This window comes from Frigoribacterium sp. Leaf415 (assembly GCF_001424645.1).
Classification (GTDB): Bacteria; Actinomycetota; Actinomycetes; order Actinomycetales; family Microbacteriaceae; genus Frigoribacterium.
The window spans coordinates 2,004,114-2,029,837 of the sequence record NZ_LMQR01000001.1 but is presented as its reverse complement, the minus strand read 5'-3'; the positions used below and the strand labels follow the sequence as shown (position 1 = coordinate 2,029,837).

Genomic DNA, 25,724 nt, shown 5'->3' with positions numbered 1-25,724 from the left:
GGGGCGGGTCCGTGACGACCGGGCCGTGGTCAGTCCGCGTGGCCCGGGACGGGGACGTCCGTCCGGTCGTCGACCACGGCGTCGACGGCCGTCCGACGCAGGGCGTCGATGCCGTTCATCGCCGAGCCCTTCTGCTTGTAGCCCCCGGACGAGGCGAGGACCTCGCCGTTGCCCGCCGTCAGGTCGAAGCGGTACTCGCCCGAGGCGTCCTGGGTGACGACGAAAGTGCCTGCCATGTGGGTCCCCTTGCACGAAGTGGTGCGCGCGCTGTGCGTGGCGACAGCATAGGGCTGCACCCCGACCGTGGGCGACGCGCGTCGGCCGGCCGACCCGCGCCTCCTGCCCTGGGCCCTTCTCTGGCCGACCGTTTGACATGTGAAATGCCAAGTGGCATACTGGATGAGTCGGTGCGGCCGCCCGCGAGTCTCGTTCCCCCCTCCGAGACCGGGCGGTCGCGCCGGTCCGTCTCGGTCGCGCACCGAGCAGACGAGAGCGCCCGGCCCCGGATGGCAGTCGCGGGGTCGGGCGCTCTCGTCGTTCCCGGGCGACGGCCCGGGGGCAGGTGCCGCGTCAGTCGGCCAGCAAGACCGCCATGGCGCTCTTCAGGGCCTCGCGATCGCGGCGCAGCTTGGCGACCTCGGCCTCGAGTTCGGCGACGCGCTCGGCCGTGGCGGCCGATCCCGAACCCGGGGGGCGACCCCGGCGCGGGGCTGCCGCGGTCGAGGGAGCGGCCTCGTCGTCGTCCGAGGTGACGTCGAGTTCTTTCTCCACCGCGTCGTCGGGTGCCGGCGTCGGGGCGATCGACCGCTCGTGGGCCCGGATCCACCCGCGCAGGGACTGCTCGCCGACCTCGAACTCGGACGCCGTCTCGCGGATGATCGCCCGGTTGCCCGGCTCGGCCTCGCGACGCTCGAGCACCCGGGCGAGCGACTTCTCTCGCGTCTCGTCGCTGTACTTCTGTTCGAAAGGCATGTGCGCTCCTGGTGTCGAGACACGGTGTCGTGTCAGCTCATTGAATAGCCCCCGTGATGACCGTACTGTACGTTGACGTGGTAGCGCACGGTTATGACGACAACTCACGTAACCGTTCGTGTCGCGCATCATGACGAATGCTGTAACACGACCGTCGCTGGGCATCGGGTGTCGCCGAACGGCCCACCGACGTGTGGCTTGCCCGCCGTGACGACTCGCGGCGGAATCGCCCGTCCTCCGGGTGTTGTCGAGGCGGACCGCTTAAGGTGTCAGGGTGTGGCGAGCCGACAGACAGCATGACAACGACGACGACGAGAACGACTCCGTCGCCGTCCCGACCGGCGCGCCCACGGGCGTGATCACACCCCATGCCGTCAGCCTCGGCCACCCGGGGCAGTCCCTGGGCAACGTGGCCGAGCCCGTCTGGAACACCTGGCGCGAGTCCCTCCGACGAGTCGGCGGCCCCTCCGCGCTGCTGCACTTCGGCGACTCGCAGCGGTCCCGCATCGAGCTGAGCACGACCCACCCCGGTGGCCTCGCCCAGTTCATCACGGGCAAGACGACCCTGCTCTCCAGCCTGATCCGTGACGACCTGGCCCTGCGCACGGCCCGGGCCGCGGCCGGCGAGATCGCCGCGAAGGGGCTCGAGCTGAGCACGGTCCGCGGCATCGACGCCGTGCACCTGGCCATCGGCGTCGCCGCCTGGTCCTTCGCCGGAGAGGACTTCCGGGCCCCCGTGTTGCTGCGCCCGTTGGCGATCCGGCGCCACGGACGTGACTTCGAGGTCAAGCTGCTCGGCGAGCCCTTCCTCAACCCGGCGCTGGTCGACGCCCTGCACGACCAGTTCGGCATCACGCTCGACGCCGAGTCCTTCGTCTCGCTCGCCAGTCGAGAGGGGTCGTTCACACCCAACCCGGTCATCGACCGCCTCCGCGGGCTGACCGCCCACCTCGAATGGTTCACCGTCCAGCCGCGACTCGTGGTCTCGACCTTCGCCGAGGTCTCGACCGAGATGGCCCTCGACGCCCGCGAGCTGGGGCACCCCGTGCTCGACGCGCTCGCCGGCAACCCGATGGCCATCCGCCAGGTCGAAGAGGCCTATCGTCCGACCACGGCGACTCCGCAGGACGAGCGCAGTCCCGAGACCGACACCCTGTTGCTCGACGCCGACCCCGAACAAGAGAACGTCGTGGCGCAGATCGCCGCCGGCAACTCGGTCGTCGTCAAGACCCTGCCGGGCACCGGCGGCACGCAGACGATCGTCAACGCGGTCGGCCGTCTCGTGTCGCAGAACAAGCGCGTCCTCGTGGTGAGCGCCCGCCGGGCGACCCTGCGGGGCATCACGAGCCGTCTCGCCGACGTCGGCCTGCCGGGCGTCGCCGTCAGCCCGACCACGCTGCGCCGTGACGTGATCCGGTCGATCTCCCGCAACGAGAAGGCCACCCATCCTCAGATGGGAGAAGTCGACGACGCCCTCGTGCGCCTCCGCAAGGTGCTCGTCGACTACCGTGGCGCCCTCAGCCGCCGGGACCCCGAGCTCGGCGTCTCGGTGCTCGACTGCCTCACCGAGCTCTCGCGGCTGGCCCTGCTGCCCGCCGCCCCGGCGACCACCGCCCGCCTCAGCCGCCGCAGCATCGCCGCCATGGTCGACGGCCGTGGTCGGGTGGCCGAGACGATGGTCGGTGCCGCCAACCTGGGCGAGTTCAAGTACGGTCCGGGCGACTCGCCCTGGTACGGCGCCCGCTTCACCGAGAGCGTCGGGGCCGGTGACGCGCACCAGCTCGCCAAGAACCTGCACCACCGCGACCTGCCCCGCCTCCTCGAGCGCGCCGAAGAGGTCATCGGCAGCACCCGCATGCGCCCGTTCGAGAGCGTCTCCGAGCTCGGCGTCTACCTGCGCCTGCTCACCGAGATCCGCGACACCCTCGACAAGTTCATGCCCGTGGTGTTCGACCGCTCGGTCGCCGAACTCGTGGCCGCGACGGCGCCCAAGCGCGAGGCGCCCGACATGTCGAGCGCCAACCGCCGTCGGCTCAAGAAGCTCGCCCGCGAGTACGTGCGACCCGGTGTCCACATCGCCGACCTGCACGGCGCGCTGCAGCGCATCCAGCAGCAACGCGTCGTCTGGCAGCGTTACGTGTCGGCCGGCACCCCGCCCGAGGTGCCCACGGGCATCGCGGACACGCACGTGCTGCACCAGCAGGTGTCGCAAGACCTCGAACGACTCGACGGCCCCCTGGGCCTGACGGGCGACGACGGGCTGACCGAGATCGGCATCGTCGAGCTGCAGCAGCGGCTCGAGGCCCTCGCCGCCGAGAGCGACGTCCTGCAGAACCTGCAGGAGCGCACCGAGCTCATGACGACCCTGCGTGATCTCGAACTGACCCCGCTCATCACCGACCTGGCCAACCGACACGTGCCGGAGCACCAGGTCGCCGCCGAACTCGAGCTCGCCTGGTGGCGCTCGGCACTCGAGTCGTTGCTCGAGGCCGATCGTGCCCTGCTCGGCGCCAACACCGCGATGCTCGACCGGCTCGAGGCCGACTTCCGCCTCGTCGACGAGGCCCACGCCGCGGGCAGCGCCCAGCTGCTCGCGTGGCTGCTGGCCGAGAACTGGAAGATCGGGTTGGTCGACTGGCCCGACGAGGCGGCGGCCCTGAAGGGGCTGTTGCGTCAGGGCCACCTGACCGCCCGTCTGCTGCACGACGCGGCACCGCACCTGTCCCGGGCGATCGCCCCCGTCTGGGTCGCGTCGCCGTACGAGGTCCACACCATCGCCGACACGGTGCCGTTCGACACGGTCGTGCTCGTCGACGCCGGCGCCACGACCCTGGCCGAGAACGTCGGGGCGATCCGCCGCGGGAAACAGACCGTGGCCTTCGGCGACCCCGTGACCCAGACGCCGTCGGAGTTCGACATCGGCGTCGTGCCGGGCAAACCGCCTGTCGACGCCGACGAAGAGGCCCTGGCCGCGTCCCACTCCGAGAGCGCCCTCGCGCGCCTGGCGACCCTGCTGCCCACGCTCTCCCTCACGCGCAGCTACCGTGCCGGCGGAGAAGACCTCGCCGAGCTCGTCAACCGTCGGTTCTACGGCGGGCGCATCGAGTCCCTGCCCTGGGCGGGCAGCTTCCTCGGCCACGGCAGCATCGCGCTCGACTACGTCTCGGGCGGCACCGCCGTCCCCGACCCCGAGTCCGGCGCCGTCGAGAGCGTCGACGCCGAGGTCGACCGCGTCGTGTCCCTCGTCCTCGAGCACGCCCGCACGCGTCCGAGCGAGTCGCTCATGGTGCTGACGGCGTCGGCCAAGCACGCCATCCGCGTGCAGCAGGCCGTCCTCACCGCGGTCTCGGGCCACAAAGACCTGACCGAGTTCGTCGTGGGCGACCGCAGCGAACCGTTCATGATCGCCACCCTCGAGCAGAGCGTCGCGCAGAGCCGCGACCACGTCGTGTTCTCGATCGGCTACGGCCGCACCCCGCACGGCCGCGTGCTGAGCGACTTCGGTCCGCTCGGCCAGCCGGGTGGCGAACGCCTGCTCGCGGTCGCCATGACGCGGGCGCGTCGGTCGATGGTCATCGTCACCTGCTTCCAACCGGGCGACATCGACTCGAGTCGCATGGGTCACGGGACGGTCGCGCTCAGCGAGATCCTCACCGAGGTGCAGGCCCGGACGTCGGCCGAGCACGTCCCCGACGACAGCGAGCCCATGCTCGTCGACCTGGCCCGCCGGCTCGAGGTCAAAGGCATCCCCGTCGCTCTCGGCCACCGGGGCAAGCTCGGCCTCGTGGCCGCCCACGACGGCGTCTGCGTCACGATCGAGACCGACACGACGCTCTCGCGCACCAGCCTGCGCGAGTCGTTGCGTTCACGTCCCGAGGTGCTGCGCCGGCTCGGCTGGCACTACATCCGCGTGCACGCGTTCCAGCTCTTCACCGACCCCGACGCCGTCGCCGAGCGCGTCGCCGAGGTGCTCGGCATCGGTGACTCGCACACGCACGAGGTGCCGGCCCTGTCGGCCAGCCAGCACGTCAACCGTCGATGACCCCACGAGGCTCGGCGTCCGGCGGCGACGCCCCTCACGAGCTCGAGGCGGTCGAGCAGCGCCCCCTGGTGGTGCGTCGACGGGCCGGGCGTCGCGTGACCACCGACCCGGTGCCGGGCAGCGACCCGACACCCGCGCCCGAACCCGGTCGGCAGGGGTCGAGCGAGAACGACCAGCGGCTGCGTGCCGACGTCCCACCCCATTGGGGCTGAGTCGTCGCTCCCCGTGACACGACGAACCCGCCACGAGATCTTCCGTGGCGGGTTCGTCGTGGTGGTCTCAGCGGCTGCCGAGCGGGCCGTTCTCGCTGTGCGGGTCGCGCGACTCGAGCACGGGCGCGGCGTGCGAGCCGCTGCCGACGGCGGGTGCGGCCTGGGCTCGCAGCAGGTCGCGGATCTCGCTGAGCAGCTCGACGTCGGTCGGCGGGACGTCGGCCGGGGTCTCCTCCGCCTTCTGCTTGGCGAAGGTGCGTTTCAGCAGGTTGTTCACCGGCAGCACGAGCACGAAGTAGACGACGGCCGCGATGATCAGGAACTGGATCGCGGACCCGATCACGGCGCCGAACTTCAGCTGGGCTTCGCCGCCGCTGAGAGTGGGGATCGTCACGATGAGCGCCTCGTCGAGCATGGTCGCGTTGAACGCGGCACCGATCAGCGGGTTGAACACGTTGGTCACGAGCGACGTCACGATGGCCGTGAAGGCCGCACCGATGACGACCGCGACGGCGAGGTCGATGACGTTGCCGCGCAGGATGAACTCTTTGAAACCCTTCATGGGCGACTCCTTCTGATCCGACGAGATGAGGTTCTCGAGGACCAGCAAACCACGGAGGCGCGCTCGGGTGATCCCGTCGGTCGCCTCGGCCCGGTCAGGACGAGCTGGAGGAACCGCCCGACGAGCCGGAGCCGGACGAGCCGGAGCCGGACGAGCCGGACGAGCCGGAGCCGGACGAGCCGCTGCCGGACGTGGACGAACCCGACCCGCTGCCCGACGCACCGGACGTGGACGAGCCGCTCGCGCCTCCTGAGCTCTTCTCGGACGAGCCGGACGACGACGCCTTGTCGCCCGAGCCGGACGACCCCGAGCCCGACGTGCCCTTCGAGCGCGAGTCGGTGCGGTAGAAGCCCGACCCGTTGAAGGTCACGCCGACGGGGCTGAAGACCTTGCGCAGCTTGCCCTCGCAGACCGGGCAGACCGTGAGGGTGTCGTCGGTGAACGACTGCACGATGTCGAAGGCGTTGTCGCACTCGGTGCAGCGGTACGAGTAGGTGGGCACGGAGGCGCTCCTGAGGGAAGGCGAGTCTAGAACTCGTGGATGCCGGAGGGGGTGACGACACCGTCGACGGGCTGGTCGTGCCGCTCTCGGGGCACCGACTCGACGTACTCGGGGTCGAACACCACAGCATAGACGGGCGGGCGGCGCTCCATCGAGCCGAGGGTCTTGTCGAAGTAGCCCCGGCCCCAGCCCATGCGCATGCCGCCGTGGTCGATCGACGCCGCGGGCACGACGATCAGGTCGACGTCGTTGACCGCCATCGGGCTGAGCACCTCGCCGACGGGCTCGGGCAGGTCGAACAGGCCGCGGGTCTCGCTCTCGCCGTCGCCCACCGCCCAGTCGAGCAGGCCGTCTGCCCGGGTGATCGGGAAGAGCACGCGGATGCCGTTCGCGAAGGCCCAGTTGAGGAACGGACGCGTGTTCGGCTCGACGTCGGTCGACAGGTAGGCCGCGATCGACCGCACCGACAGGCCCGTGGCGAGGTCGGTGAGGTGCCGGGTGATGCCCTCGGTGGTCTGTTCCCTCTCGTGCGCACCCAGGGTGCGACGCTTCTGGCGGATCTCGGCTCGCAGGGCGCGTTTGGCGTTGCCGACGTCGTCAGTCATGACGTCGAGCTTAACCGTCCGACTATTAACCTCCGCGAAACGTCGGGGATGGATACGCTGACCCGCATGGGCTTCACGATTTCTAAAGCAGTCATTCCCGCCGCGGGCCTGGGGACACGATTCCTGCCCGCCACGAAAGCAATGCCGAAGGAGATGCTGCCGGTCGTCGACAAGCCGGCGATCCAGTACGTCGTCGAGGAGGCCGTCAGTGCCGGCCTCACCGACGTGCTGATGATCACGGGCCGCAACAAGAACGCGCTCGAGAACCACTTCGACCACGTCAGCGAGCTCGAAGAGACGCTGAAGAAGAAGGGCGACCACGACAAGCTCGCCAAGGTCAACCAGTCGACCGACCTCGCCGACATGCACTACGTGCGTCAGGGCGACCCGCTCGGCCTCGGCCACGCGGTGCTCCGCGCCAAGATGCACGTCGGACGCGAGCCGTTCGCCGTCCTGCTCGGTGACGACATCATCGACGCCCGCGACCCGCTGCTGACGCGCATGGTCGAGGTGCAGGGGCAGAAGAACGCCACCGTGATCGCCCTGCTCGAGGTCGACCCCTCGCAGACCCACCTCTACGGCATCGCCACGGTCGAGAAGACCGACGAGGACGACGTCGTCAAGGTCACCGGCCTCGTCGAGAAGCCCGCGCAGGGCGAGTCGCCCTCGAACCTGGCGATCATCGGTCGCTACGTCATCCGCCCCGAGGTCTTCGACGTCCTCGAGAAGCAGGAGCCGGGCAAGGGCGGCGAGATCCAGCTGACCGACGCCCTGATGAAGATGGCCGGCGCCGAGGAGTGGACCGGCGGCGTGTACGGCGTCGTGTTCCAAGGTCGTCGCTACGACACCGGTGACAAGCTCGACTACATCAAGGCCATCGTGCAGCTCGCCTCCGACCGGGACGACATCGGTGGCGAACTGCGCCCGTGGTTGCAAGAGTTCACCGCCGGGCTCGAGAAGTAAGCAGGCGACACGTTCCGTGACGAACATCCCCACGCTGACGGAGGGGGCGGTGACCATCCGCCCCCTCCGTCTTCGTGACACCCGCGACCTCGACCAGGCCCTGATGGAGAACAGGTCGTGGCTGCGGCAGTGGGAGGCCACCAACCCGAACGGCTTCACCAGCCACGACGTGCGCGGCAGCATCCGCTCGCTGCAGACCAACGCCCGGGCGGGGCTCGGTCTGCCGTTCGCCATCGAGCTCGACGGCCGGTTCGTCGGCCAGCTCAACGTCTCGGGCATCGCCTACGGCTCGCTCGGCTCGGCCACCATCGGTTACTGGGTCACCCAGGCCGCGGCGGGCCACAACGCGACCCCGATCGCGGTGGCACTCGCGACCGACCACTGCTTCCGTGCCCTGGGCCTCCACCGCATGGAGATCTGCATCCGGCCCGAGAACGCCCCCAGCCTGCGCGTCGTCGAGAAGCTGGGCTTCCGCTACGAGGGTCTGCGACGGCGCTACATCCACATCAACGGGTCGTGGCGCGACCACTTCTGCTTCGCGCTGGTCGCCGAGGAGGTGCCCGAGGGGGTCCTCCGTCGTTGGACCACGGGCACCGTGCCGCTCGGGCAGGGCAGCGTGCCGGCCGACGCGCTGGCCGAGGCCGGGCGCACGCTGCCGCTGTAGCGACTCCGCCCGCTCGGGTCGTCCGTCGGGCCGCGAGGCGGATCCGTCCCGCGACACGCGGACACACCTGTCGATCAGCGGCCTCCGGGGCCCGCCCGCTCATACCTTGGTCACCATGAACATCGAGTCGTGGGGTGGAGGCGTCGTCCTCGCTCTCGTCGCCGCGCTCTGGCTCGTCTACCTCGTGCCCACCTGGCAGCGTCGACGCGAGTACCTCGCGACCGAACGCAACGCCGTGCGGCTGCAGCAGACCCTGCGCATCCTCGCCCAGACGGCCGAGGTGCCGGACGAGGTGCGCATCGAGGCGAACGCCCGCTCGGTCGCCGACGCGCAGAAGATCCTGCGACACGAGGAGGCGCGGCGCGAGGCCCTGAGGCGTGCGCACGAGGCGGCGCGGCAGCGTGCCGTCACACGCGAGCTCGCCGCGGCCGCCCCCGTGTTGCGTGCCGCCGACCGCGACCCCGCCCTCGCCGCCCGTCGGCTCCGACGCTCCCGCCTGGTCTCGACGGTGGTGCTCGTCCTGAGCGTGGTCGCCGTGGTCGCGGGCGTCGCCACCGGCGTGACGTCGTCCTGGGTGCTCGTCGTCGCCGGTCTCGTCTTCGGCGGCGGTGCGGTCGCGATGCTCACGCAGCTGGCCGCCGTGTCGCAGGCCCGGGCACGCCGTGCCGTGGTCGCCCCCGTGGCGCAGCCGCTCAAGGACTTCTCGGGCGTCATGGGTGACGGCGTCGTCGTCCGCGACGACGAGGCGTCGGCCGAGTCACGGCTGTGGACTCCCGTGCCCGTCCCGCAGCCCCTCTACCTGCGGCGCGGGCGACAGCGTCCCGCCCCTGCCGCGTCGGCCGACGACGCGGCGGCCGCGTTGCAGCAGGACTCCCGGCGCTCGGTCGAGTCGCTGCGTGCCGCGCAGCACGATGCCCTGCGCGAGGCCGCCCGGGCCGAGGCCGCGATGCAGTCGACGCGACGCGCGCCGGTGACCGTCGCCGCGCCTCCGGCGCCCGCCGCGGCGCCCGCGGCCCCCGCCGCCCCCGCCGAGGAGGCGCGGGTCGAGCCGGTCGCACCCCCTCGCCCCCCGAGTCGCTTCGCCCGCATGGGCATCATCGACGACCTGCCGCAGTCGGACTTCTCGCTCGACGAGGCCCTGCAGCGCCGTCGCGCCGTCTGACCCGCGGAGCGCCCGCCCGGGTTCATCCGGCGGTCGACGAGGTGCTATCGTGGCAGAGCAGTTTCTGGGGCTATGGCGCAGTTGGTAGCGCGTCTCGTTCGCAATGAGAAGGTCAGGGGTTCGAATCCCCTTAGCTCCACCACACGAAGGCCCGGGTCGACCACGACCCGGGCCTTTCGTATGCCGCCCGCCGCTGAAGGGCCACCGCCGAGACCCCACGAACTCGCCGAGACCCCAGGACGCGTCCAGGGGTCTCGGCGACTTCCTGGGGTCTCGCCTCGGCGGTGGCCCGGGCGAGCTGATGGATCAGCTGTGAGCGGGCGCGGCGGGGGTGGGGCGGTCGTAGCATCCGGGCATGTCACTCGCAGTCAGCATCGTTCAGCACGACGAACACGATCGTCCGGTCTGGTACCTGCAGTACTCCTACGCACGCACCCTGCCCGGAGCTCCGGCCCGGGGTCCGTACCATTCGCGACTCGACGCCGAGGAGGCCCTGCACCACCTGCGCGACGCCGCCCACATGTACGGCGAGTTCGAGATCTCGGTGCTGACCGCCTGACCCCCGCCGGGGTGTGCGCGACCGCGAGAGGTTGCGTGGGGTGAATCAAATACGACAGATCGGTAACGAAAACGGGTCGCACAGCCTGTTCGACTCGTCGGAACCGCCAAGGCACGACATGCTTGCCCCATGAGCACTCCGCAGCCGCCCTACGGTTCGTCCGACGAGCCCCGTGACCCCCGCGACGAGAACGGACGCGGCGACCAGACGCCTCCGCCGTCGGCACCCCAGCCCCCGCAGTCGGCGTACGGCACGACGCCCCCGCCGTCGGCACCCCAGCCCGCCTACGGAGCACCCCAGCAGCCCTACGGTGCGCAGTCGCAGCAGCCCTACGGCGGCCAGCAGGCGCCCTACGGTGCCGCCCCGACCGGTGCGCCGGCCTACGGCCAGGCCCCTCAGTCGCCGCAGGGCGGCAACGGGCTCGCCATCGCCTCGATCGTCGTCGGCGGCGTCGGGCTGCTGTTGTCGTTCATCGGGTTCGGCGCGATCCTCGCGATCGTCGGTCTCGTGCTCGGCATCATCGCGCTCGTCAAGAAGAAGGGCGCGCGCATGCTCGCCCTCATCGGCACGATCGTGTCGGGGGTCGGCGTGCTCATCGGCATCGCCGTCGTGATCGTCGGACTCGTCATCGGGCTCGCCTCCGTCCAGGCCGTCAACGACTCCCTGCCGACGAGCGGCTCGATCGACTCGGGTGACTCCGGGTCCGCCGACAGCGACGCCTCGGCCGAGAACAACGCCTTCGGCGACACCTTCACCTACGACGACGGCATCGCCGTGACGGTCTCGGCGCCCGAGGCGTACACGCCCGGCGAGTACTCGAGCGGCGCCGACCAGGCGGCCTCGGTGGTCTTCACGGTGACGATCGAGAACGGCACCGACGCGAACTTCGAGCCGATGCCCTACGAGACGGCCACCTCGGGCGGCGTCGAGGCCAGCAAGGTCTACGACTCCGACATCGAGAGCTCGCCCACGACGGTCGTCCCGGCCGGCCAGACCATCACCTACCGCATCGTGTTCTCGGTGGCCGACGCCGACCAGATCGTGTTCCAGATGTCCCCGTCGTTCGACTACGACGACGTGGTCTTCACGAGCTGACCCGTCGCGCGTCCACCGGCCCGCTCCGGGCGGAGCCCCCGTCGACCCTCGACGGGGGCTCCGTGGCGTCCCCGGTGACCGGCGCCGCGCCTCCTGCACCATGATGGTCGGGTGCCTCCGACGACCCCGACCGACGCCTCGACGCCCCACCTCTCGACCGATCCCGAGCTGCTCGCGCGGCTGAGGGCCGACCTGGCGTCGTCCGGGTTCACGGTCGAGCGGCTGCAGGGTGCCGACGCCTGGGGCTCGCACGCCGGCGCCGCTCTCTTCCGCGGCGAGCGGGTCGCCGCCCGTCGTGCCCTCGCCCGCAGCGCCGCGCGCGACGAGTCGGTGCGTCCGGCCGCCACGCTCGCGTCGCTGTTCGTGCTCGGCTACCCGCAGGGCCTCGACGCGGTCGCCGACGCCCTGCCGACCCTGGGTGCCGAGGGTGCTGTCGCCCTCGGGCTCGTGGCGAGCGAGGGCGACTCGGTCCGTGCGCTCGTCGACCTCCGCCCCTACGCCTTCGTCGACGCCTTTGGCGAGGCGAGCTGGTGGATCGCCTCCGACCTCGGCGAGCTCGTCGTCGAGGGGGCTCTCCGCGAGGACCACGTGCTCGGCGTCGGGGGAGCCTCGGCCACGCTCGCCGGCCTGATGATCTCGCGCCAGGTCGACCGGGCGCTCGACCTCGGCACGGGCTGTGGCATCCAGGCCCTGCACGCGGCCCGGCACGCGCGGCACGTCGTGGCCACCGACATCTCGCAGCGCGCCCTCGACTACGCCGCGTTCAACGCCGCGCTCAACCTGGTCGACGGCATCGAGCTGCGCCTCGGCAGCCTCTTCGAGCCCGTCGCAGGCGAGACCTTCGACCACATCGTCTCGAACCCGCCGTTCGTCATCACGCCGCGGGCCGAGGGCGTGCCCGAGTACGAGTACCGCGACGGCGGCATGGTCGGCGACGATCTCGTCGCCTCGGTCGTCGAGGGCCTCGGCCGCCACCTCGCGCCGGGCGGCGTCGCGCAACTGCTGGGCAACTGGGAGTCCGGAGGCGCGGGTGCGGTCGCCGGCAAGAGGGGTGCGTACTCGGTCGCCGACTGGGCGGCCCGGGGCGGCGTGCCCGTCGACGTCTGGGTCGTCGAGCGCGAGGTGCAGGACCCGACCGCGTATTCCGAGACCTGGATCCGCGACGGCGGCACCCGACCGGGCTCGGCGGACTTCGAGCGCCTGTACGAGGCGTGGCTCGGCGACTTCGAGGCCCGGGGCGTCGTCGAGGTCGGCTTCGGCTACCTGACGGTGCGGCGACCCGCGGACGACGCGAGCCTGCCCGTGGTGCGCACGGAGCGCCTCCTCGGCGGTCTCGGCCAGAACGACGTCGGACTCGGCGCCCACCTGCTCGGCACGCTCGACGCCATCGAGCTGGTGCGCGACCTCGACGACGTGCAGCTCGCCGCGCGTCGGCTGGTCGTCGCGGGGGACGTGACCGAGGAGCGACACTACTGGCCCGGCAACGACGACCCCACGGTCATCTCGTTGCGACAGGGCGGCGGCTTCGCCCGGACGGTCGACTCGGGCACGGCCCTGTCCGCGCTGGTCGGTGCCTGCGACGGCGAGCTCAGCGTCGGCGCCATCGTCGGCGCGCTGGCCCAGCTGCTCGGGGCGGACGAGGCCGCGCTGCGGGCGGAACTGCTGCCGCAGGTCCGCGAACTGGTGACGACGGGCATGCTGCGGGCCTGAGCCCGACGGGCCTGAGCCCGACGGGCGTGCCGGGCGGCGGGCCCGGCGTGGTCAGGTGGGAGTCGCCACCGCCGCCAGCGCCAGGCTCCAGACGAGTTCGACGTGCTCGGCCATGTCGGTGGCGGGGTCGAGCATCCACTGGATCTGCATGCCGTCGCTGACCGCGAGCAGCACGGTCGCGAGGCGGGTGGGGTCGACGCCCGCCGGCACCTCTCCCCGCTGCTGTCGGACGGTGATCGCCGCGGCGACCTGGGCTCGGATCGACGCGTAACGCTCGACGAAGTACGCGTGGGCGGCATGGCTCGGGTCGCTCGTCGCGGCCGTCGACATGCTCGCGAACAGCTGGACCAGCCCGGGCACGTCGGCGTTGTGCCGGATGACCGCGATCAGCTGCTCGACGATGTCGACGTGCTGGTCGGCGAGGGCGTAGTCGACCTCGTCGCGGCGGCGCAGGATGGCCGTGAACAGCTCGTCCTTGCTGTCGAAGTAGTGCAGCAGCCCGGCCTGGCTGAGGCCGACCGAGTCGGCCAGCTCTTTGACCGACGTGCCGCGGAACCCGTTGCGGGCGACCACGTCGAGCGCCGTGTCGAGGATCTCGGTGCGCTTGGCCACGCCCTTCGCGTACGAACCCCGTTGTGCCATGCGGTCAGGCTAGCGCGACCGTCACGGGTCCGGCCCGAAACCCACCGTCGCTCGGTTTTCGCTGGTAGCGTCACGTCATGACCCTCCACAGCGACGGCGACGCGGCCGACGACCAGGCCCGCCACGACCTTGCCCGCCACGACCTTGCCCGCCACGACCAGGCCCGACTCGTCGAGCTCCTCGGGCGACTCACCCTCGACGAGAAGGTGCAGCTGCTGACCGGCCGCGACTTCTGGACGACCCACCCGAACGAGAAGATCGGGCTGCGGCGCATCCTGGTCAGCGACGGCCCCAGCGGGGTGCGCGGCGAGGTGTGGGACGAACGCTCGCCGTCCCTGAACCTGCCCAGCGCCTCCTCGCTCTCGTCGTCCTGGGACCCCGACCTGGCCCGCCGCTACGGTGCCGCGGCCGCCGTCGAGGCCCGCCGGAAGGGCGTCGACGTCGTGCTCGGCCCGACCATCAACCTGCACCGGTCGCCCCTCGGCGGGCGGCACTTCGAGGCGTTCAGCGAGGACCCCGTGCTCACCGCCGAGCTCGCCGCCGCGTACGTCCACGGCGTGCAGGACAACGGCGTCGGCGCGACGCCCAAGCACTACGTCGCCAACGACTACGAGACCGACCGCTTCACCGCGAGCACCGTGGTGAGCGACCGGGCCCTCCGCGAGCTCTACCTGCTGGCGTTCGAGAAGGCCGTCACCGAGGCGCACGCCTGGCTGGTCATGTCGTCGTACAACTCGATCAACGGCGTCACCGCGACCGAGAACGAGTTGCTCGAGACCCCGCTGAACAGCGAGTGGGGCTTCGACGGCGTCGTGGTCAGCGACTGGACGGGCGTCCGCAGCGTCGAGAGCGCGAAGCACTCGCAGGACCTCGTGATGCCCGGCCCGGACGGCCCGTGGGGCGACGCGCTCGTCGCCGCCGTGCGGGCGGGCGAGGTGTCCGAGGACGCGATCGACCGCAAGGTGTTGCGCCTGCTTCAGCTCGCCGCCCGCGTCGGCGCCCTCGACGGCTTCGAACCGGTGGCCGCGACGCCGACCACCGTCGAGGACGGCATCGCCTTCGTGCGCGAGGCCGCGGCCGCCGGCACCGTCCTGGCCCACGACCGAGGAGGCGCGGTGCCGGTCGACCCCTCGGCCGTCCGGTCGATCGCGGTCGTCGGCCACAACGCCCGCTTCGCCCGCACCCAGGGCGGCGGCAGCGCCACCGTGCTGCCCGAGAAGGTCGTCACGCCGATCGAGGGCATCGAGGAGGCCTTCCCCGACGCGACCGTGACGTACTCGGTCGGTGCCGTCGTGCAAGAAGGGGTGGCCGAGCTGCCCCTCGACCGCATCACCAACCCCGAGACGGGCGAATCCGGCGTCCGCGTGTCGTTCCGCTCGGGCGACGACGAACTGTTCGCCGAGGACCGCCGGGCCACCGCGCTCGTCTGGTTCGGCGGCGACGCCCCCATCGAGCGCAGCGACACCGTGCGGTTCTCGACCCGGTACACGCCCGAGGTCACGGGCGAGATCCTGCTCGGCGTGGCCTCGGTCGGCCACTCGGTGATCCGGGTCGACGGCGAGGTCGTGCTCGACGGCACGAGCGAGGCCGTCGGCGACGACCTCGGTGCGGCGTTCCTCGCGCCGCCGTCGCAGTCGGCCGCCGTGGCGGTCGTCGAGGGTCGACCGATCGACGTCGTGATCGACCACACCATCGGGGCGAGCGCGCTCGGCGGAGCCCTGAGCTACACCTTCGGCATCGAGCCCGACGACGGCGACCCGTCCGGGCTGATCGACGAGGCCGTCGCGGCCGCGGCGGCCGCCGACCTGACGATCGTCGTCGTGGGGACCAACAGCAAGGTCGAGTCCGAGGGTTTCGACCGCACCTCGCTCGGCCTGCCCGGACGTCAGGACGAGCTCGTCTCGCGCGTGGCCGCGGCCGCCGCGACCACCGTCGTCGTGGTCAACGCGGGGTCGCCGGTCACCATGCCCTGGCGTGACGAGGTCGACGCGCTGTTCCTCACCTGGTTCGGCGGTCAGGAGTACGGGCACGCGCTCGGCGACGTCCTCACCGGTGCCGTCGAGCCCGGCGGCCGCCTGCCCACGACCTGGCCCGCCACCCACGCGGACGTGCCCGTCATCGACGTCACCCCCGTCGACGGCGAGGTCGTCTACGACGAGGGCATCCACATCGGCTACCGCGCCTGGCTCAAGGCCGGGACGACGCCGGCCTACCCGTTCGGGCACGGCCTCGGCTACACGACCTGGTCGCTGTCGGGCCTCGACGTGACGCCGTCGGTGACCGAGGGAGGCGCGGTGCAGGTGGCCGTCGACGTCGCCAACACCGGTGCTCGCGAGGGCAAGCACGTGGTGCAGGTCTACGCGTCGCGCGCCGACTCCGTGGTGGATCGTCCGGCGCTCTGGCTGGTCGGGTTCGCGCCCGTCGTGGTGTCGGCCGGAGGGACGCGTCGCGTCGAGCTGAGCGTCCCGGCCCGCGCCTTCGCCGACTGGCGGGACGGGGCCTGGGCCCACGAGCCGGGTGCGTTCACGCTGCACGTCGGCTCGTCGGTAACCGAGCTGCCGCTCGAGACGACGGTGGTGCTCGAGGGGTGACGCGCGCCTCCTGACGCGACCCGCGCCTCCTGGTCCGTCGGATCAGGAGGCGCGGGTCGTCGGTGCGGGGAGCGAGCGTCAGCCGCGGTGGTTGCCCGTGCGCTCGCCCCACTCGCGCCACGAGTACTCGGGCACGAAACCGAGCAGGTCGCGGGCCTTGTCGCTGCTGAGCAGCGGCTCGACGCCCTCGACGGCCCGGCGCTTCTCGACCTGCGGCCAGTACTGCTCGGCGAGCACGGCCGTCGGCGTGTTCATCACGGTGTCGGACGCGGCGATGATGAACGCCTCGAAGCCGACCAGGTCGCTCTCGAGCGCCTTGCGCACGGCCTGGGCGCCGTCGCGGGCGTCGATGTACGAGAACAGGTTGAAGGTGCGCTTCTCGGGGGACTCGTCGAAGGGGTACTCCGAGTAGTCGCCGTCGTCCATCACGTTCGAGAAGCGCAGGCCGATCAGCTTGAGCTGGCGGTCCCAGCGCGTGAAGTGCCGCGCCATCTCTTCCTCGACGGCCTTGCCGAGCGAGTACGACGACTCGGGGCGCACTGGGTACTCCTCGTCGAGCGGCAGGTAGGGCGGGTCGATGTCGAACGGGATGCCCAACAGCGTCTCGCTCGAGGCCCACACCACGTTGCGGATCTTCGCGGCGCGGGCGGCGGCGAACACGTTGTAGCTCGACGTCACGTTGTTCGTGAAGAGGGCGGCGTTCGGCACCAGTCCGGGCGCCGGGATCGCGCCGAGGTGCACGACGGCGTCGATGTGGTCGTACCGGTCGTCCACGCTCGTCAGGGCCTGGGCGACCTGGCCGTAGTCGGTCAGGTCGACCTTGACGAACACGACGCCCTCGACGGGGTCGGGGCTGGGCACGCGGTCGAGCAGGACGACCTCGTAGCCGTGCTCGGCCAGGTCGCGCACGACGGCACGGCCGAGCTTGCCGCTGCCGCCGGTGACGGCGACTCGGGTGGTGGGGGTGCGGGGAGACGACATCGTCGGCCCTTTCTGCCGGGCGCCCGGCGGGTCTGGAGGTGCGCGGATCGGGCTGCGCGCCTCCCTCGTGTCTACTAGTCGGCGGGCGTCCGTGGTCGGACGCGGGTGGTCGGGTCGACTCCGTCTCGACACCCGGGAGGCGCGGTGCCGGTCCCGATCCGCTGGGAGCCGTGTCGGAGGTGCCGGGGTAGGTTCGGGCGCACCGGGGTCGAGCGTCGGCCCCCGTGAGAGAGGCCCCCATGAGCACGCCCGCGAACCCCACGAACCCCGCTGACCACGACGCCGACGCGCGCACCGACCCGGCGGCCGTGCACGGCGACAGCCCCGAGCCCGTCGAGCTGCACGGCGAGTCCCCGGCCGACGAAGCCGCCGTCGAAGGCGCCGTCGAGCAGGTCGACGGTCTGCTCGGTGGCTCGGGGCGCATCGCCTGAGCCGTCGGCACGTCGGCACGTCGGCACGTCGGGGCCTGGGTACGTCTGCGCCTCGGCGGCTCGGTGCTGTCGCGCTCGGGCGCGTCAGCCGATCGGCTGCAACGAGTGGAAGGCTGTGCCGTGGTAGACGAGCGGTGCCGCCGTGTCGTCGACCTCGGCGCCGAGCACCTGCAAGATGACGACGACGTGGTCGCCGGCCGGCACCTCGCGGTGGACGACGCACTCGAGCCGTAGCGGGGTGCCCGACACCAGGACGGCCCCGTCGTCGGTGACGACGTGGTCGACGTCGGCGAACCGAGCGGCCCGGGTGCGCGACGAGAGCTGACGACAGAGCAGGCCCTGGTCGGCGGCGAGCACCGAGACGCCCAGGCTCGGTGCCGTGCGCAGGCGAGCCCACGTCGCCGAGTCCTGACGTGCGGCGAAGGTCACCATCGGCGGGTCGAACGACGCCCCGACCGTGAAGCTCGAGACGACCATGCCGTCCGGGCCGTCGACCCCCGTGGCGGCGAGCGCGGCGACCCCGCTCGGGAAGGCGGCGAACGCCGAGCGTTCGACCGGGGCGAGCGACGTGGTGCGGGTCATCGGGGGCTCCCGTCGTGAGATGTGAACCAGTTGGTTCACCCGTGACGCTAACCGTCGGGTGTTTCATCCGGATTACGAGGTGGGCCAATCACCTGGAAGTCACCCATCGCCTCGGGGGCTGTCCGAGGTACGGTGTAGTGCGCTCACCGGCTGGTTACCGGGGCGCCCGTTCCCGACAAGCGGCCGTCGAACGCAGCGTGGTCTCCTGATCCGACTTCGTGAGGTCCTCGGCCGTGGGTCCGGTGGGCACGCCCTGGTCCGAGTTCTGCTCGTCGACCGGGGCGTGCCCTCTTCTCGTCCCGGGGGTCGTCGTCATCCGCGCGTCGTCGGGAGTCGTCGTGGACAGCGCCTCCTCGGGGTCGCGCACGGCGCCTCCTCGTGATTTACTTGAGTTCCTCTCACCTCGTGGAGGTTCAGGGCACGAGGCAGGGGACCGACCGCGGGGGCGTCGTCTCGCCCCCGCGGTCGGACGACCCGTCCTCTGTCGTCGCCATCGGCCCGGTCGATGGTGCAGGGTTGACTCATCATGTCGCCCGCTCCCGCCGCCCCACTCGCCGCCCTGCTCCCGTCGACGCCGGGGGCGGACTCGTACGACGCCGACACGGCGTACACGGCCTTCGCCGAGTGGGCCGAGTCACGCGGGCTGCCGCTCTACCCGGCCCAGGACGAGGCGATGATGGAGCTCGTCGGCGGCGCGTCGGTGATCCTCAGCACGCCGACGGGAACCGGCAAGTCGCTCGTCGCGGCCGGCGCGCACTTCGTCGCCCTGAGCCAGGGCGGGCGTTCGTACTACACGGCCCCGATCAAGGCGCTGGTCAGCGAGAAGTTCTTCGCGCTGGTCGAGCTCTTCGGGCCCGAGAACGTCGGCATGGTGACCGGCGACTCGTCGGTCAACGCCGACGCGCCCATCATCTGCTGCACCGCCGAGATCCTCGCGAACCTGGCGCTGCGGCACGGGGCCGACGCGGCCGTCGACCAGGTCGTCATGGACGAGTTCCACTTCTACGGCGACCAGTCGCGCGGGTGGGCCTGGCAGGTGCCGCTGTTGCTGCTGCCGCGCGCGCAGTTCCTGCTCATGTCGGCCACCCTCGGCGACGTCACCCGCATCACCGACGACCTGGCGCGGCGCACCGGTCGGCCCGTCGCGCGGGTCACCGGCGTCGAGCGTCCCGTGCCGCTGCACTACTTCTACGCCCAGACGCCCGTGCAAGAGACGGTCGAAGAGCTGCTCTCGACCGGCGAGGCACCCGTCTACGTCGTCCACTTCTCGCAGGCCGCGGCACTCGAGCGGGCGCAGGCGCTCTCGAGCATCAAGGTCGCCAGCCGCGAGCAACGCGACGAGATCGCCGAGCTGATCGGCGGGTTCCGGTTCAGCACGGGCTTCGGCAAGACCCTCAACCGCCTGGTGCGCTCGGGCATCGGCGTGCACCACGCGGGCATGCTGCCCAAGTACCGTCGCCTGGTCGAGCAACTCGCGCAACGCGGCCTGCTGCGGGTCATCTGCGGCACCGACACGCTCGGCGTCGGCATCAACGTGCCGATCCGCACGGTGCTGCTGACAGCGCTGACCAAGTTCGACGGCACCCGCATGCGCCAGTTGAGCGCCCGCGAGTTCCACCAGATCGCCGGGCGGGCCGGTCGCGCGGGCTACGACACCTCGGGCACGGTCACGTTGCAGGCGCCGGAACACGAGATCGACAACCTCAAACAGATCGAGAGGGCGGGCGACGACCCGAAGAAGAAGCGCAAGATCGTCCGCAAGAAGGCGCCCGACGGGTTCGTGTCCTGGGGTGAGCCCAGCTTCACCAAGCTGATCGCCGCCGAGCCCGAGGCGCTGACCTCGCACATGCAGGTCACCCACGCCATGCTGCTCAACGTCATCGGACGCGGCGGCGACGTCTTCGCGAACGTGCGCTCCCTGGTCTTCGACAACCACGAGCCGCTCGCCAAGCAGTACGCCATGGCCCGGCAGGCCATCTCGATCTACCGCACGCTGCGCACCGCCGAGGTCGTCGTGCAAGAGCCCTCGCCCGACGGCGGTGCCCCGACCATCCGCCTGACGGTCGACCTGCAGGCGAACTTCGCCCTGAACCAGCCGCTGTCGCCCTTCGCCCTGGCGACCTTCGAGGTGCTCGACGTCGAGTCGCCCACCTACGCGCTCGACATGGTGTCGGTGGTCGAGGCGACGCTCGACGACCCGCGGCCGATCCTGTCGCAACAGCAGTTCAAGGCCCGGGGCGAGGCCGTGGCCGCGATGAAGTCCGAGGGCATCGAGTACGACCAGCGCATGGAACTCCTCGAAGAGGTCACCTGGCCCAAGCCGCTCGACGAGTTGCTGACGGCCCTGTTCGAGACCTACGCGGCCTCCCAGCCCTGGATCGGCGACTTCGCGCTCAGCCCCAAGTCGGTCGTGCGCGACCTGTACGAGCGCGCCATGACCTTCGGCGACTTCGTGAACTTCTACGGGCTGGCCCGTTCCGAGGGTCTCGTGCTGCGCTACCTCTCGGACGCCTTCCGCGCCCTGCGCCAGACCGTGCCCGACGAGGCCAAGACCGACGAGCTGGTCGACGTCATCGAGTGGCTCGGCGAGCTCGTGCGGCAGGTCGACTCGAGCCTGCTCGACGAGTGGGAAGAGATGGTGAACCCGCGCGAGGTCGAAGCCCACGACGAGATCGTGCCTCCGACGCTGCGCAACCTCACCGCCAACGCGAGGGCCTTCCGCATCATGGTGCGCAACGAGCTGTTCCGTCGCGTCGAACTGGCCGCCCGGGACGACGCGGACGCCCTCGGCGCCCTCGACGCGGGTTCGGGCTGGGACGCCGACCGTTGGGGTGAGGCCCTCGACCGGTACTACGACGAGTACGACTCCATCGGCACGGACGCCGCGGCCCGGGGGCCGCAGATGCTGCAGGTCGAGCAGCTGCCCACGGTGTGGCGTGTGCGGCAGATCCTGGCCGACCCCGAGGGCGACCACGACTTCGGCATCTCGGCCGTGGTCGACCTCGCCTCGAGCGACGAGCGGGGCGAGGCCGTCGTGACGGTGACGGCCGTCGGGCCGGCCTCCGAGCGGAGCCGACCGTCACCCGTCGAGGGGTAATCTCGTAGGGTCCTGCCCCACCCCGGCAGCCGACCAGCTCCACCCGCGTTCCACCACGAAGAGGTCGCCATGTCTCGTCTGTCCGGCAAAGTCGCCATCGTCACCGGGGCAGCCTCGGGCATCGGCGAGGCGATCGTCCGTCGGTTCGCCGACGAGGGGGCCAGGGTCGTCGCGACCGACATCGTCGACGGGGCGGCCGTGGCCGCCGAGACGGGCGCCGAATTCGTGCAGCACGACGTCGCCAACGGCGGCGACTGGAAGCGCGTCATGGACCGCATCGCCGAGCACTACGGCCGACTCGACGTCCTGGTGAACAACGCCGGCATCGTCTCGGGCCAGTCCATCGACGTCACCCAGCTCGAGAGCTGGAACCGCGTCTTCGCGGTCAACGTCACCGGCGTCATGCTCGGCACGCGCTTCGCCATCGAGCAGATGCGCGCGAACCCCGACGGCGAGGGCGGGTCGATCATCAACCTGGCCCCGGCGACGTCCTTCCTCGGCTTCGGTGACGACGCGGCCTACACGGCGAGCAAGCACGCCCTGGTCGGTCTCACCCGGTCGAGTGCGGCCCACGCCGCCCAAGAGGGCTGGAACATCCGCATCAACTCGCTGCACCCCGGCCCGACCGACACCGCACTGTTCCGCCGCCAGGTCGAGGCCCAGCCGCAGGTGCTCGACGCATTCCGCGCGATGAGCCCGCGGGGTCGCCTCGCCAAGCCCGACGAGGTCGCCGGGCTCGCCCTGCACCTCGCGAGCGACGACTCGGCCTTCTCGACCGGCGCCCAGTTCGTCGTCGACGGTGGCCTGTCGAGCACGCACCCCTCGATGTAGCTCGGGCGACGCCGGCGCGACGCGGCACGACGCCGCACGGCACGACGCCGCACGGCACGACGCCGCACGGCACGGCGCGGCACCGCGTTTCGTGCACGGCACCGCATCCAGATCAGGTGCGGTGCACGATTCGCGGTGCGGTGCGGTCGTTGCGGGTCAGAAGAGCGTCGCAGGAGGCGCGGGCGGGGTCGCCGGCGCCGTGATCGGGTCGGTCGTCGCGACCGGCGCCCCCGGCCACCCGGGCCCGGACGGCACCTCGGTGCGGTTCTGGAACGCCGTGGCCGCGCCTCGGGCCCGCACGTCGGCCGCCTCGTTCATCTCGTGGCCGACGTGACCGCGGACCCACTCGAAGCGCACCTTGCGTCCGGCCAGGGCGGCGTCGAGTTCTTTCAGGATCTCGACGTTGAGCACGGGCTTGCCGTCGGCCTTGCGCCAGCCCTTGCGCTTCCAGCCGGGCATCCACTCGGTGCAGGCCTTGATCGTGTACTGGCTGTCGCACAGGATGTGCAGGTCGTCGTCGGTGCCGGCCGTGGCGCGGAGCAGCTCGAGCACGGCGGTGAGCTCGCCCTGGTTGTTCGTGGCACGCGGCCAGCCGCCGGCGGCCCACCGCTCGTCGTCGACGTACCAGGCCCATCCGGCGGGGCCGGGGTTGCCGAGGGCCGATCCGTCTGCTGCGGCGGTGATGGTCATGCGGGGTGCTCCTTGCGTCGACGGGTTGCCGGTCCACGGTAACGTGCCGGGCGCGACCGACCGGACCCGCGCCTCCTGCAGGGGTGTCGGGTTCGGGCGGCGCCAGCGCCGGACCGGGTCAGCCGTTGTGGTCGGGGTGCGAGCCGGTGCGCTCGCCGGTCTTGATGCCCGCGATGGCGGCGAGGTCGCCCGCGTCGAGCTCGAAGCCGAAGACGTCGAGGTTGGCCCTGATGCGCGACGGCGTGACCGACTTCGGGATCACGACGAGGCCCTGCTGCAGGTGCCAGCGGATCGTCACCTGGGCCGGGGTGACGCCGTGCTTCGCGCCGATGCGCACGAGTGCCGCGTTGTCCAGGATGCGCCCTCGCGCCAGCGGCGACCACGCCTCGGTCACGATCCCGTGCGCGGCGTCGAAGGCGCGTAGCTCGTGCTGCTGCAACCACGGGTGCGCCTCGACCTGGTTGATGGCCGGCACGACGTCGGTCTCGGCCATCAGACGCTCGAGGTGGGCGACCTGGAAGTTGCTCACGCCGATCGAGAGCGCCCGGCCCTCGGCCCGGATCGTCTCGAGGGCACGGTACGTCTCGACGTACTTGTCCTGCTTCGGGGCGGGCCAGTGGATCAGGTAGAGGTCGACGTGGTCGGTGCCGAGCTTCGTCAGGCTCTCGTCGAACGAGCGGAGCGTCTCGTCGTAGCCCTGCGCGGTGTTCCAGACCTTGGTCGTGAGGAAGACCTCGTCACGGGGAACGCCGGACGCCTCGAGGGCGCGTCCGACGCCTTTCTCGTTGGCGTAGAACTCGGCGGTGTCGAGGTGGCGGTAGCCCTCGCCGAGGGCGGTCTCGACGACCCGTTCGGCCTCGTCGTCGGCGACCTTGTAGACGCCGAGGCCGAGCTGCGGGATCGTGCGGCCGTCGTTGAGGGTGATCTGGGGCACGTCGATGGAGGGCATGCCCTCAACTCTGCCAGCGTCCGGCCGACACGTGTCGCAGGGCCCGGGCGACCGTCCGGTGAACGGTGCGTGCCGGGCCCGTCGTCCGGTGGACGAGGAGGCGCGGGTCAGCTCGTCTGGACCGGCACCGGTTCGGTGTCGGGCAGGGGGCTCGCGTCGCGACCGCGGAGGTCGGGCAGGGCCTTGTGGAACGCGGCGCCGACGATCATGCCGACGAAGGCGAAGCAGGCGGCCACGATGAGGCCGCCCTGCCCGCCGATGTGGTCGATCGCGAAGCCGGCGATGGCCGAGCCCAGCGCCGAGCCGATCAGCTGGCCGGTGCCGGCCCAGCCGTAGGCCTCGGCCGTGTCGCTGAACTTGACGCTCGACGACACGATGGCGAACATGACGGCGAGGGCGGGCGCGATGCCGACGCCCGCGATCAGCAACGTGATGCTGATCGGCCAGAGGCCCGTGGCGAAGATCGCGAGGGTCATGCCGACGAAGACGATGGCGATGCGGCGGCCGAGCGCCCACGGGCCGACCGGGACGTGACCGAGGGCGAGGCCACCGACCAGCGACCCCGCGGCGAAGATGGCCAGCGCGATGCCCGAGTCGGCACTGCCCTCGCCGAAGAGCGCGACGACGCCCGCCTCGACCGCGGCGCAGGCGCCGATGAGCAGGAAGCCGGCGACGGTCGCGAGCAGCACGGTCGGCCGCGCGAGCACCTTGCCGAAGGCCCGCTTGCTGCGGGGGATGCGCACGCGTCCGACCTCGGGCGACGCGATGAACCAGATGCCGCCGCCCACCAGGAACGCCGCGGCGAGCCAGATGGCCTCTCGGGTGCCGATCTGCGTCCCGACGAAGGTCGTGATGACCGGGCCGGCCACCCAGATGATCTCTTGCGCGGACGCGTCGAGCGAGAACAGGGGAGTGAGCTGGTTCGAGGTGACCATCTTGGGGTAGATGGTGCGGACGGCCGGCTGGACGGGAGGCACGCTGAGGCCGGTCACGAAGCCGAGCGCCATGAACACCGGCACCGAGAAGTCGTACAGGGTGAAGGTGACCATCGTGATCAGGCAGACGATCAGCGTCAGGGTCAGGACGGGGCGCATCGCCCAGCGGCCCATCCATCGGCTGGTGAGCGGGCCCGAGATCGCCTGGCCGATGCTCGTCGCGGCGAGGACGAGACCGGCCGCGGCGTACGAGTGGTGCACGTGCTCGACGTGCAGCAGGAACGCGAGCGACAGCATGCCGAACGGGAAGCGCGCGGTCAGCTGGGCCGCGATGATGCGCGAGACGCCGGGCGTCTTCAGCAGGGTCGAATAGGTGCTCACGAGGGGACAAGTCTACGAGCGAGTCCAGGGTGCGCGACACGCCGTGGTCCCGAACTGGGGACACGGATCGACGAGTGTCGGTGGTGGGGACGAACATGTGGAGAACAGCCCAGAATCGGGGAGAACCGCCCTCGTTCTGTGCAAAACGTGTGCGGTTCCCTGTGGAGAAGTCCGTGAAGCGAACTACAGGCGTGTAACACCGCATCTAGTTGTGGGGGCAACTCCGGGCCACTAGATGTAGTATCGAGGAGTCGCCACGGGCACCACGCCCCGCAGGCTCACGAACCACCGATCCGGCCTCAGGGGCCGGCCAGAACACAGGGGATCCCATGGCCATCACCGTCTACACCAAGCCGTCCTGCGTCCAGTGCACGGCCACCTACCGTGCCCTCGACAACAAGGGCATCGAGTACGACGTGCTCGACGTCACCGCCGACGACGCCGCGCTCGAGAAGGTCCGCGCCCTCGGCTACATGCAGGCCCCCGTGGTCATCGCCGACGACGACCACTGGAGCGGCTTCCGCCCCGACAAGATCGCCGCCCTGGCCGCCAAGGTCGACTAGTCG

At 71.3% G+C, this 25,724-nt stretch carries 24 protein-coding genes and 1 tRNA gene; 14 read left to right on the top strand and 11 right to left on the bottom strand.

The genetic code is table 11. The features are described from left to right. Positions 1-29 precede the first annotated feature (29 nt). Entirely contained in the window at positions 30-236 is a 207-nt protein-coding gene (locus ASG28_RS09340) for a YegP family protein (RefSeq protein WP_055974355.1), read from the bottom strand. A 334-nt stretch (positions 237-570) separates the two neighbouring features. Further along, a complete protein-coding gene (locus ASG28_RS09335) occupies positions 571-972 on the bottom strand; it encodes a hypothetical protein (protein WP_055974352.1) in 402 nt (133 codons plus the stop codon). A gap of 274 nt (positions 973-1,246) precedes the next feature. On the opposite strand from ASG28_RS09335, the gene ASG28_RS09330 reads away from it, so the two are divergent. Together ASG28_RS09330 and ASG28_RS09325 are read left to right on the top strand one after the other, a co-directional pair. Continuing rightward, on the top strand, positions 1,247-5,014 hold the full coding sequence (locus ASG28_RS09330; RefSeq protein ID WP_055974350.1) for an ATP-binding protein: 3,768 nt from the start codon (positions 1,247-1,249) through the stop codon (positions 5,012-5,014). Next, complete coding sequence (locus ASG28_RS09325) at positions 5,011-5,226, top strand: hypothetical protein (protein ID WP_055974347.1); 216 nt, start codon at positions 5,011-5,013, stop codon at positions 5,224-5,226. The genes ASG28_RS09330 and ASG28_RS09325 overlap by 4 nt, the downstream gene beginning before the upstream one ends. A gap of 67 nt (positions 5,227-5,293) precedes the next feature. On the opposite strand, the gene mscL is transcribed toward ASG28_RS09325, so the two are convergent. The 3 genes from mscL to ASG28_RS09310 all read right to left on the bottom strand — a co-directional run bounded on the left by mscL (position 5,294) and on the right by ASG28_RS09310 (position 6,895). Continuing rightward, complete coding sequence (gene mscL, locus ASG28_RS09320) at positions 5,294-5,788, bottom strand: large conductance mechanosensitive channel protein MscL (RefSeq protein ID WP_055977401.1); 495 nt, start codon at positions 5,786-5,788, stop codon at positions 5,294-5,296. Positions 5,789-5,882: 94 nt separating this feature from the next. Then, a complete protein-coding gene (locus ASG28_RS09315) occupies positions 5,883-6,290 on the bottom strand; it encodes an FmdB family zinc ribbon protein (RefSeq protein WP_055974343.1) in 408 nt (135 codons plus the stop codon). Positions 6,291-6,316: 26 nt separating this feature from the next. After that, entirely contained in the window at positions 6,317-6,895 is a 579-nt protein-coding gene (locus tag ASG28_RS09310; protein WP_055974340.1) for a 5-formyltetrahydrofolate cyclo-ligase, read from the bottom strand. A 66-nt stretch (positions 6,896-6,961) separates the two neighbouring features. Here ASG28_RS09310 and galU point away from each other — a divergent pair, with 66 nt between their 5' ends. The 7 genes from galU to ASG28_RS09275 all read left to right on the top strand — a co-directional run bounded on the left by galU (position 6,962) and on the right by ASG28_RS09275 (position 13,048). After that, positions 6,962-7,858 carry a UTP--glucose-1-phosphate uridylyltransferase GalU gene (gene galU, locus ASG28_RS09305; protein ID WP_055974337.1) on the top strand — a complete coding sequence of 299 codons (897 nt, stop codon included), beginning with the start codon at positions 6,962-6,964 and terminating at the stop codon, positions 7,856-7,858. A gap of 16 nt (positions 7,859-7,874) precedes the next feature. Continuing rightward, positions 7,875-8,522, top strand: a complete 648-nt coding sequence (locus ASG28_RS09300) for a GNAT family N-acetyltransferase (protein WP_055974335.1) — start codon at positions 7,875-7,877, stop codon at positions 8,520-8,522. 115 nt (positions 8,523-8,637) lie between these two features. Continuing rightward, positions 8,638-9,684, top strand: coding sequence for a hypothetical protein (locus tag ASG28_RS09295; RefSeq protein ID WP_056051156.1), 1,047 nt, complete (start codon positions 8,638-8,640; stop codon positions 9,682-9,684). Between the two features lie 66 nt (positions 9,685-9,750). After that, positions 9,751-9,826 (top strand) — tRNA-Ala (locus ASG28_RS09290). Positions 9,827-10,039: 213 nt separating this feature from the next. Beyond that, entirely contained in the window at positions 10,040-10,243 is a 204-nt protein-coding gene (locus tag ASG28_RS09285) for a hypothetical protein (protein ID WP_054146936.1), read from the top strand. Positions 10,244-10,372: 129 nt separating this feature from the next. Then, on the top strand, positions 10,373-11,338 hold the full coding sequence (locus ASG28_RS09280; protein WP_055974330.1) for a DUF4190 domain-containing protein: 966 nt from the start codon (positions 10,373-10,375) through the stop codon (positions 11,336-11,338). Between the two features lie 111 nt (positions 11,339-11,449). Further along, complete coding sequence (locus tag ASG28_RS09275) at positions 11,450-13,048, top strand: DUF7059 domain-containing protein (RefSeq protein ID WP_055974327.1); 1,599 nt, start codon at positions 11,450-11,452, stop codon at positions 13,046-13,048. Positions 13,049-13,099: 51 nt separating this feature from the next. Here the strand turns inward: ASG28_RS09275 and ASG28_RS09270 are convergent, their stop codons facing one another. Then, entirely contained in the window at positions 13,100-13,690 is a 591-nt protein-coding gene (locus ASG28_RS09270; protein WP_055974323.1) for a TetR/AcrR family transcriptional regulator, read from the bottom strand. A gap of 77 nt (positions 13,691-13,767) precedes the next feature. Between ASG28_RS09270 and ASG28_RS09265 the strand changes: the two genes are divergently transcribed. Beyond that, entirely contained in the window at positions 13,768-16,281 is a 2,514-nt protein-coding gene (locus ASG28_RS09265) for a beta-glucosidase family protein (RefSeq protein ID WP_082454541.1), read from the top strand. Between the two features lie 78 nt (positions 16,282-16,359). On the opposite strand, the gene ASG28_RS09260 is transcribed toward ASG28_RS09265, so the two are convergent. Next, entirely contained in the window at positions 16,360-17,262 is a 903-nt protein-coding gene (locus ASG28_RS09260; protein ID WP_055974322.1) for an NAD-dependent epimerase/dehydratase family protein, read from the bottom strand. 239 nt (positions 17,263-17,501) lie between these two features. On the opposite strand from ASG28_RS09260, the gene ASG28_RS09255 reads away from it, so the two are divergent. Beyond that, entirely contained in the window at positions 17,502-17,693 is a 192-nt protein-coding gene (locus tag ASG28_RS09255) for a hypothetical protein (RefSeq protein WP_055974318.1), read from the top strand. An 84-nt stretch (positions 17,694-17,777) separates the two neighbouring features. Here ASG28_RS09255 and ASG28_RS09250 read toward each other — a convergent pair whose 3' ends face one another. Beyond that, positions 17,778-18,275: a flavin reductase family protein gene (locus ASG28_RS09250; RefSeq protein WP_055974314.1), complete on the bottom strand. Its 498-nt coding sequence runs from the start codon at positions 18,273-18,275 to the stop codon at positions 17,778-17,780. Positions 18,276-18,801: 526 nt separating this feature from the next. Here ASG28_RS09250 and ASG28_RS09240 point away from each other — a divergent pair. Next, on the top strand, positions 18,802-21,372 hold the full coding sequence (locus tag ASG28_RS09240) for a DEAD/DEAH box helicase (RefSeq protein WP_082454540.1): 2,571 nt from the start codon (positions 18,802-18,804) through the stop codon (positions 21,370-21,372). A 69-nt stretch (positions 21,373-21,441) separates the two neighbouring features. After that, positions 21,442-22,203: an SDR family NAD(P)-dependent oxidoreductase gene (locus ASG28_RS09235; protein WP_043596555.1), complete on the top strand. Its 762-nt coding sequence runs from the start codon at positions 21,442-21,444 to the stop codon at positions 22,201-22,203. Between the two features lie 156 nt (positions 22,204-22,359). On the opposite strand, the gene ASG28_RS09230 is transcribed toward ASG28_RS09235, so the two are convergent. The 3 genes from ASG28_RS09230 to ASG28_RS09220 form a co-directional block, all read right to left on the bottom strand. Then, positions 22,360-22,893 (bottom strand): ribonuclease H family protein, encoded by a 534-nt coding sequence (locus tag ASG28_RS09230; RefSeq protein WP_054146928.1) that lies wholly within the window; start codon positions 22,891-22,893, stop codon positions 22,360-22,362. Positions 22,894-23,011: 118 nt separating this feature from the next. Then, positions 23,012-23,842, bottom strand: coding sequence for an aldo/keto reductase (locus ASG28_RS09225; protein WP_055974308.1), 831 nt, complete (start codon positions 23,840-23,842; stop codon positions 23,012-23,014). A gap of 107 nt (positions 23,843-23,949) precedes the next feature. Continuing rightward, a complete protein-coding gene (locus ASG28_RS09220) occupies positions 23,950-25,158 on the bottom strand; it encodes an MFS transporter (RefSeq protein ID WP_055974306.1) in 1,209 nt (402 codons plus the stop codon). 329 nt (positions 25,159-25,487) lie between these two features. Here ASG28_RS09220 and nrdH point away from each other — a divergent pair, with 329 nt between their 5' ends. Then, positions 25,488-25,721 carry a glutaredoxin-like protein NrdH gene (gene nrdH, locus ASG28_RS09215; protein WP_043596549.1) on the top strand — a complete coding sequence of 78 codons (234 nt, stop codon included), beginning with the start codon at positions 25,488-25,490 and terminating at the stop codon, positions 25,719-25,721. Positions 25,722-25,724 lie beyond the last annotated feature (3 nt).

What these genes read in the sequence shown, in the direction of transcription:
- ASG28_RS09340 (WP_055974355.1), bottom strand. Translation starts at nt 236, where the DNA reads ATGGCAGGCACTTTCGTCGTCACCCAGGACGCCTCGGGCGAGTACCGC.
- ASG28_RS09335 (WP_055974352.1), bottom strand. Translation starts at nt 972, where the DNA reads ATGCCTTTCGAACAGAAGTACAGCGACGAGACGCGAGAGAAGTCGCTC.
- ASG28_RS09325 (WP_055974347.1), top strand. Translation starts at nt 5,011, where the DNA reads ATGACCCCACGAGGCTCGGCGTCCGGCGGCGACGCCCCTCACGAGCTC.
- mscL (WP_055977401.1), bottom strand. Translation starts at nt 5,788, where the DNA reads ATGAAGGGTTTCAAAGAGTTCATCCTGCGCGGCAACGTCATCGACCTC.
- ASG28_RS09310 (WP_055974340.1), bottom strand. Translation starts at nt 6,895, where the DNA reads ATGACTGACGACGTCGGCAACGCCAAACGCGCCCTGCGAGCCGAGATC.
- galU (WP_055974337.1), top strand. Translation starts at nt 6,962, where the DNA reads ATGGGCTTCACGATTTCTAAAGCAGTCATTCCCGCCGCGGGCCTGGGG.
- ASG28_RS09295 (WP_056051156.1), top strand. Translation starts at nt 8,638, where the DNA reads ATGAACATCGAGTCGTGGGGTGGAGGCGTCGTCCTCGCTCTCGTCGCC.
- ASG28_RS09285 (WP_054146936.1), top strand. Translation starts at nt 10,040, where the DNA reads ATGTCACTCGCAGTCAGCATCGTTCAGCACGACGAACACGATCGTCCG.
- ASG28_RS09280 (WP_055974330.1), top strand. Translation starts at nt 10,373, where the DNA reads ATGAGCACTCCGCAGCCGCCCTACGGTTCGTCCGACGAGCCCCGTGAC.
- ASG28_RS09270 (WP_055974323.1), bottom strand. Translation starts at nt 13,690, where the DNA reads ATGGCACAACGGGGTTCGTACGCGAAGGGCGTGGCCAAGCGCACCGAG.
- ASG28_RS09265 (WP_082454541.1), top strand. Translation starts at nt 13,768, where the DNA reads ATGACCCTCCACAGCGACGGCGACGCGGCCGACGACCAGGCCCGCCAC.
- ASG28_RS09260 (WP_055974322.1), bottom strand. Translation starts at nt 17,262, where the DNA reads ATGTCGTCTCCCCGCACCCCCACCACCCGAGTCGCCGTCACCGGCGGC.
- ASG28_RS09255 (WP_055974318.1), top strand. Translation starts at nt 17,502, where the DNA reads ATGAGCACGCCCGCGAACCCCACGAACCCCGCTGACCACGACGCCGAC.
- ASG28_RS09250 (WP_055974314.1), bottom strand. Translation starts at nt 18,275, where the DNA reads ATGACCCGCACCACGTCGCTCGCCCCGGTCGAACGCTCGGCGTTCGCC.
- ASG28_RS09240 (WP_082454540.1), top strand. Translation starts at nt 18,802, where the DNA reads ATGTCGCCCGCTCCCGCCGCCCCACTCGCCGCCCTGCTCCCGTCGACG.
- ASG28_RS09235 (WP_043596555.1), top strand. Translation starts at nt 21,442, where the DNA reads ATGTCTCGTCTGTCCGGCAAAGTCGCCATCGTCACCGGGGCAGCCTCG.
- ASG28_RS09230 (WP_054146928.1), bottom strand. Translation starts at nt 22,893, where the DNA reads ATGACCATCACCGCCGCAGCAGACGGATCGGCCCTCGGCAACCCCGGC.
- ASG28_RS09225 (WP_055974308.1), bottom strand. Translation starts at nt 23,842, where the DNA reads ATGCCCTCCATCGACGTGCCCCAGATCACCCTCAACGACGGCCGCACG.
- nrdH (WP_043596549.1), top strand. Translation starts at nt 25,488, where the DNA reads ATGGCCATCACCGTCTACACCAAGCCGTCCTGCGTCCAGTGCACGGCC.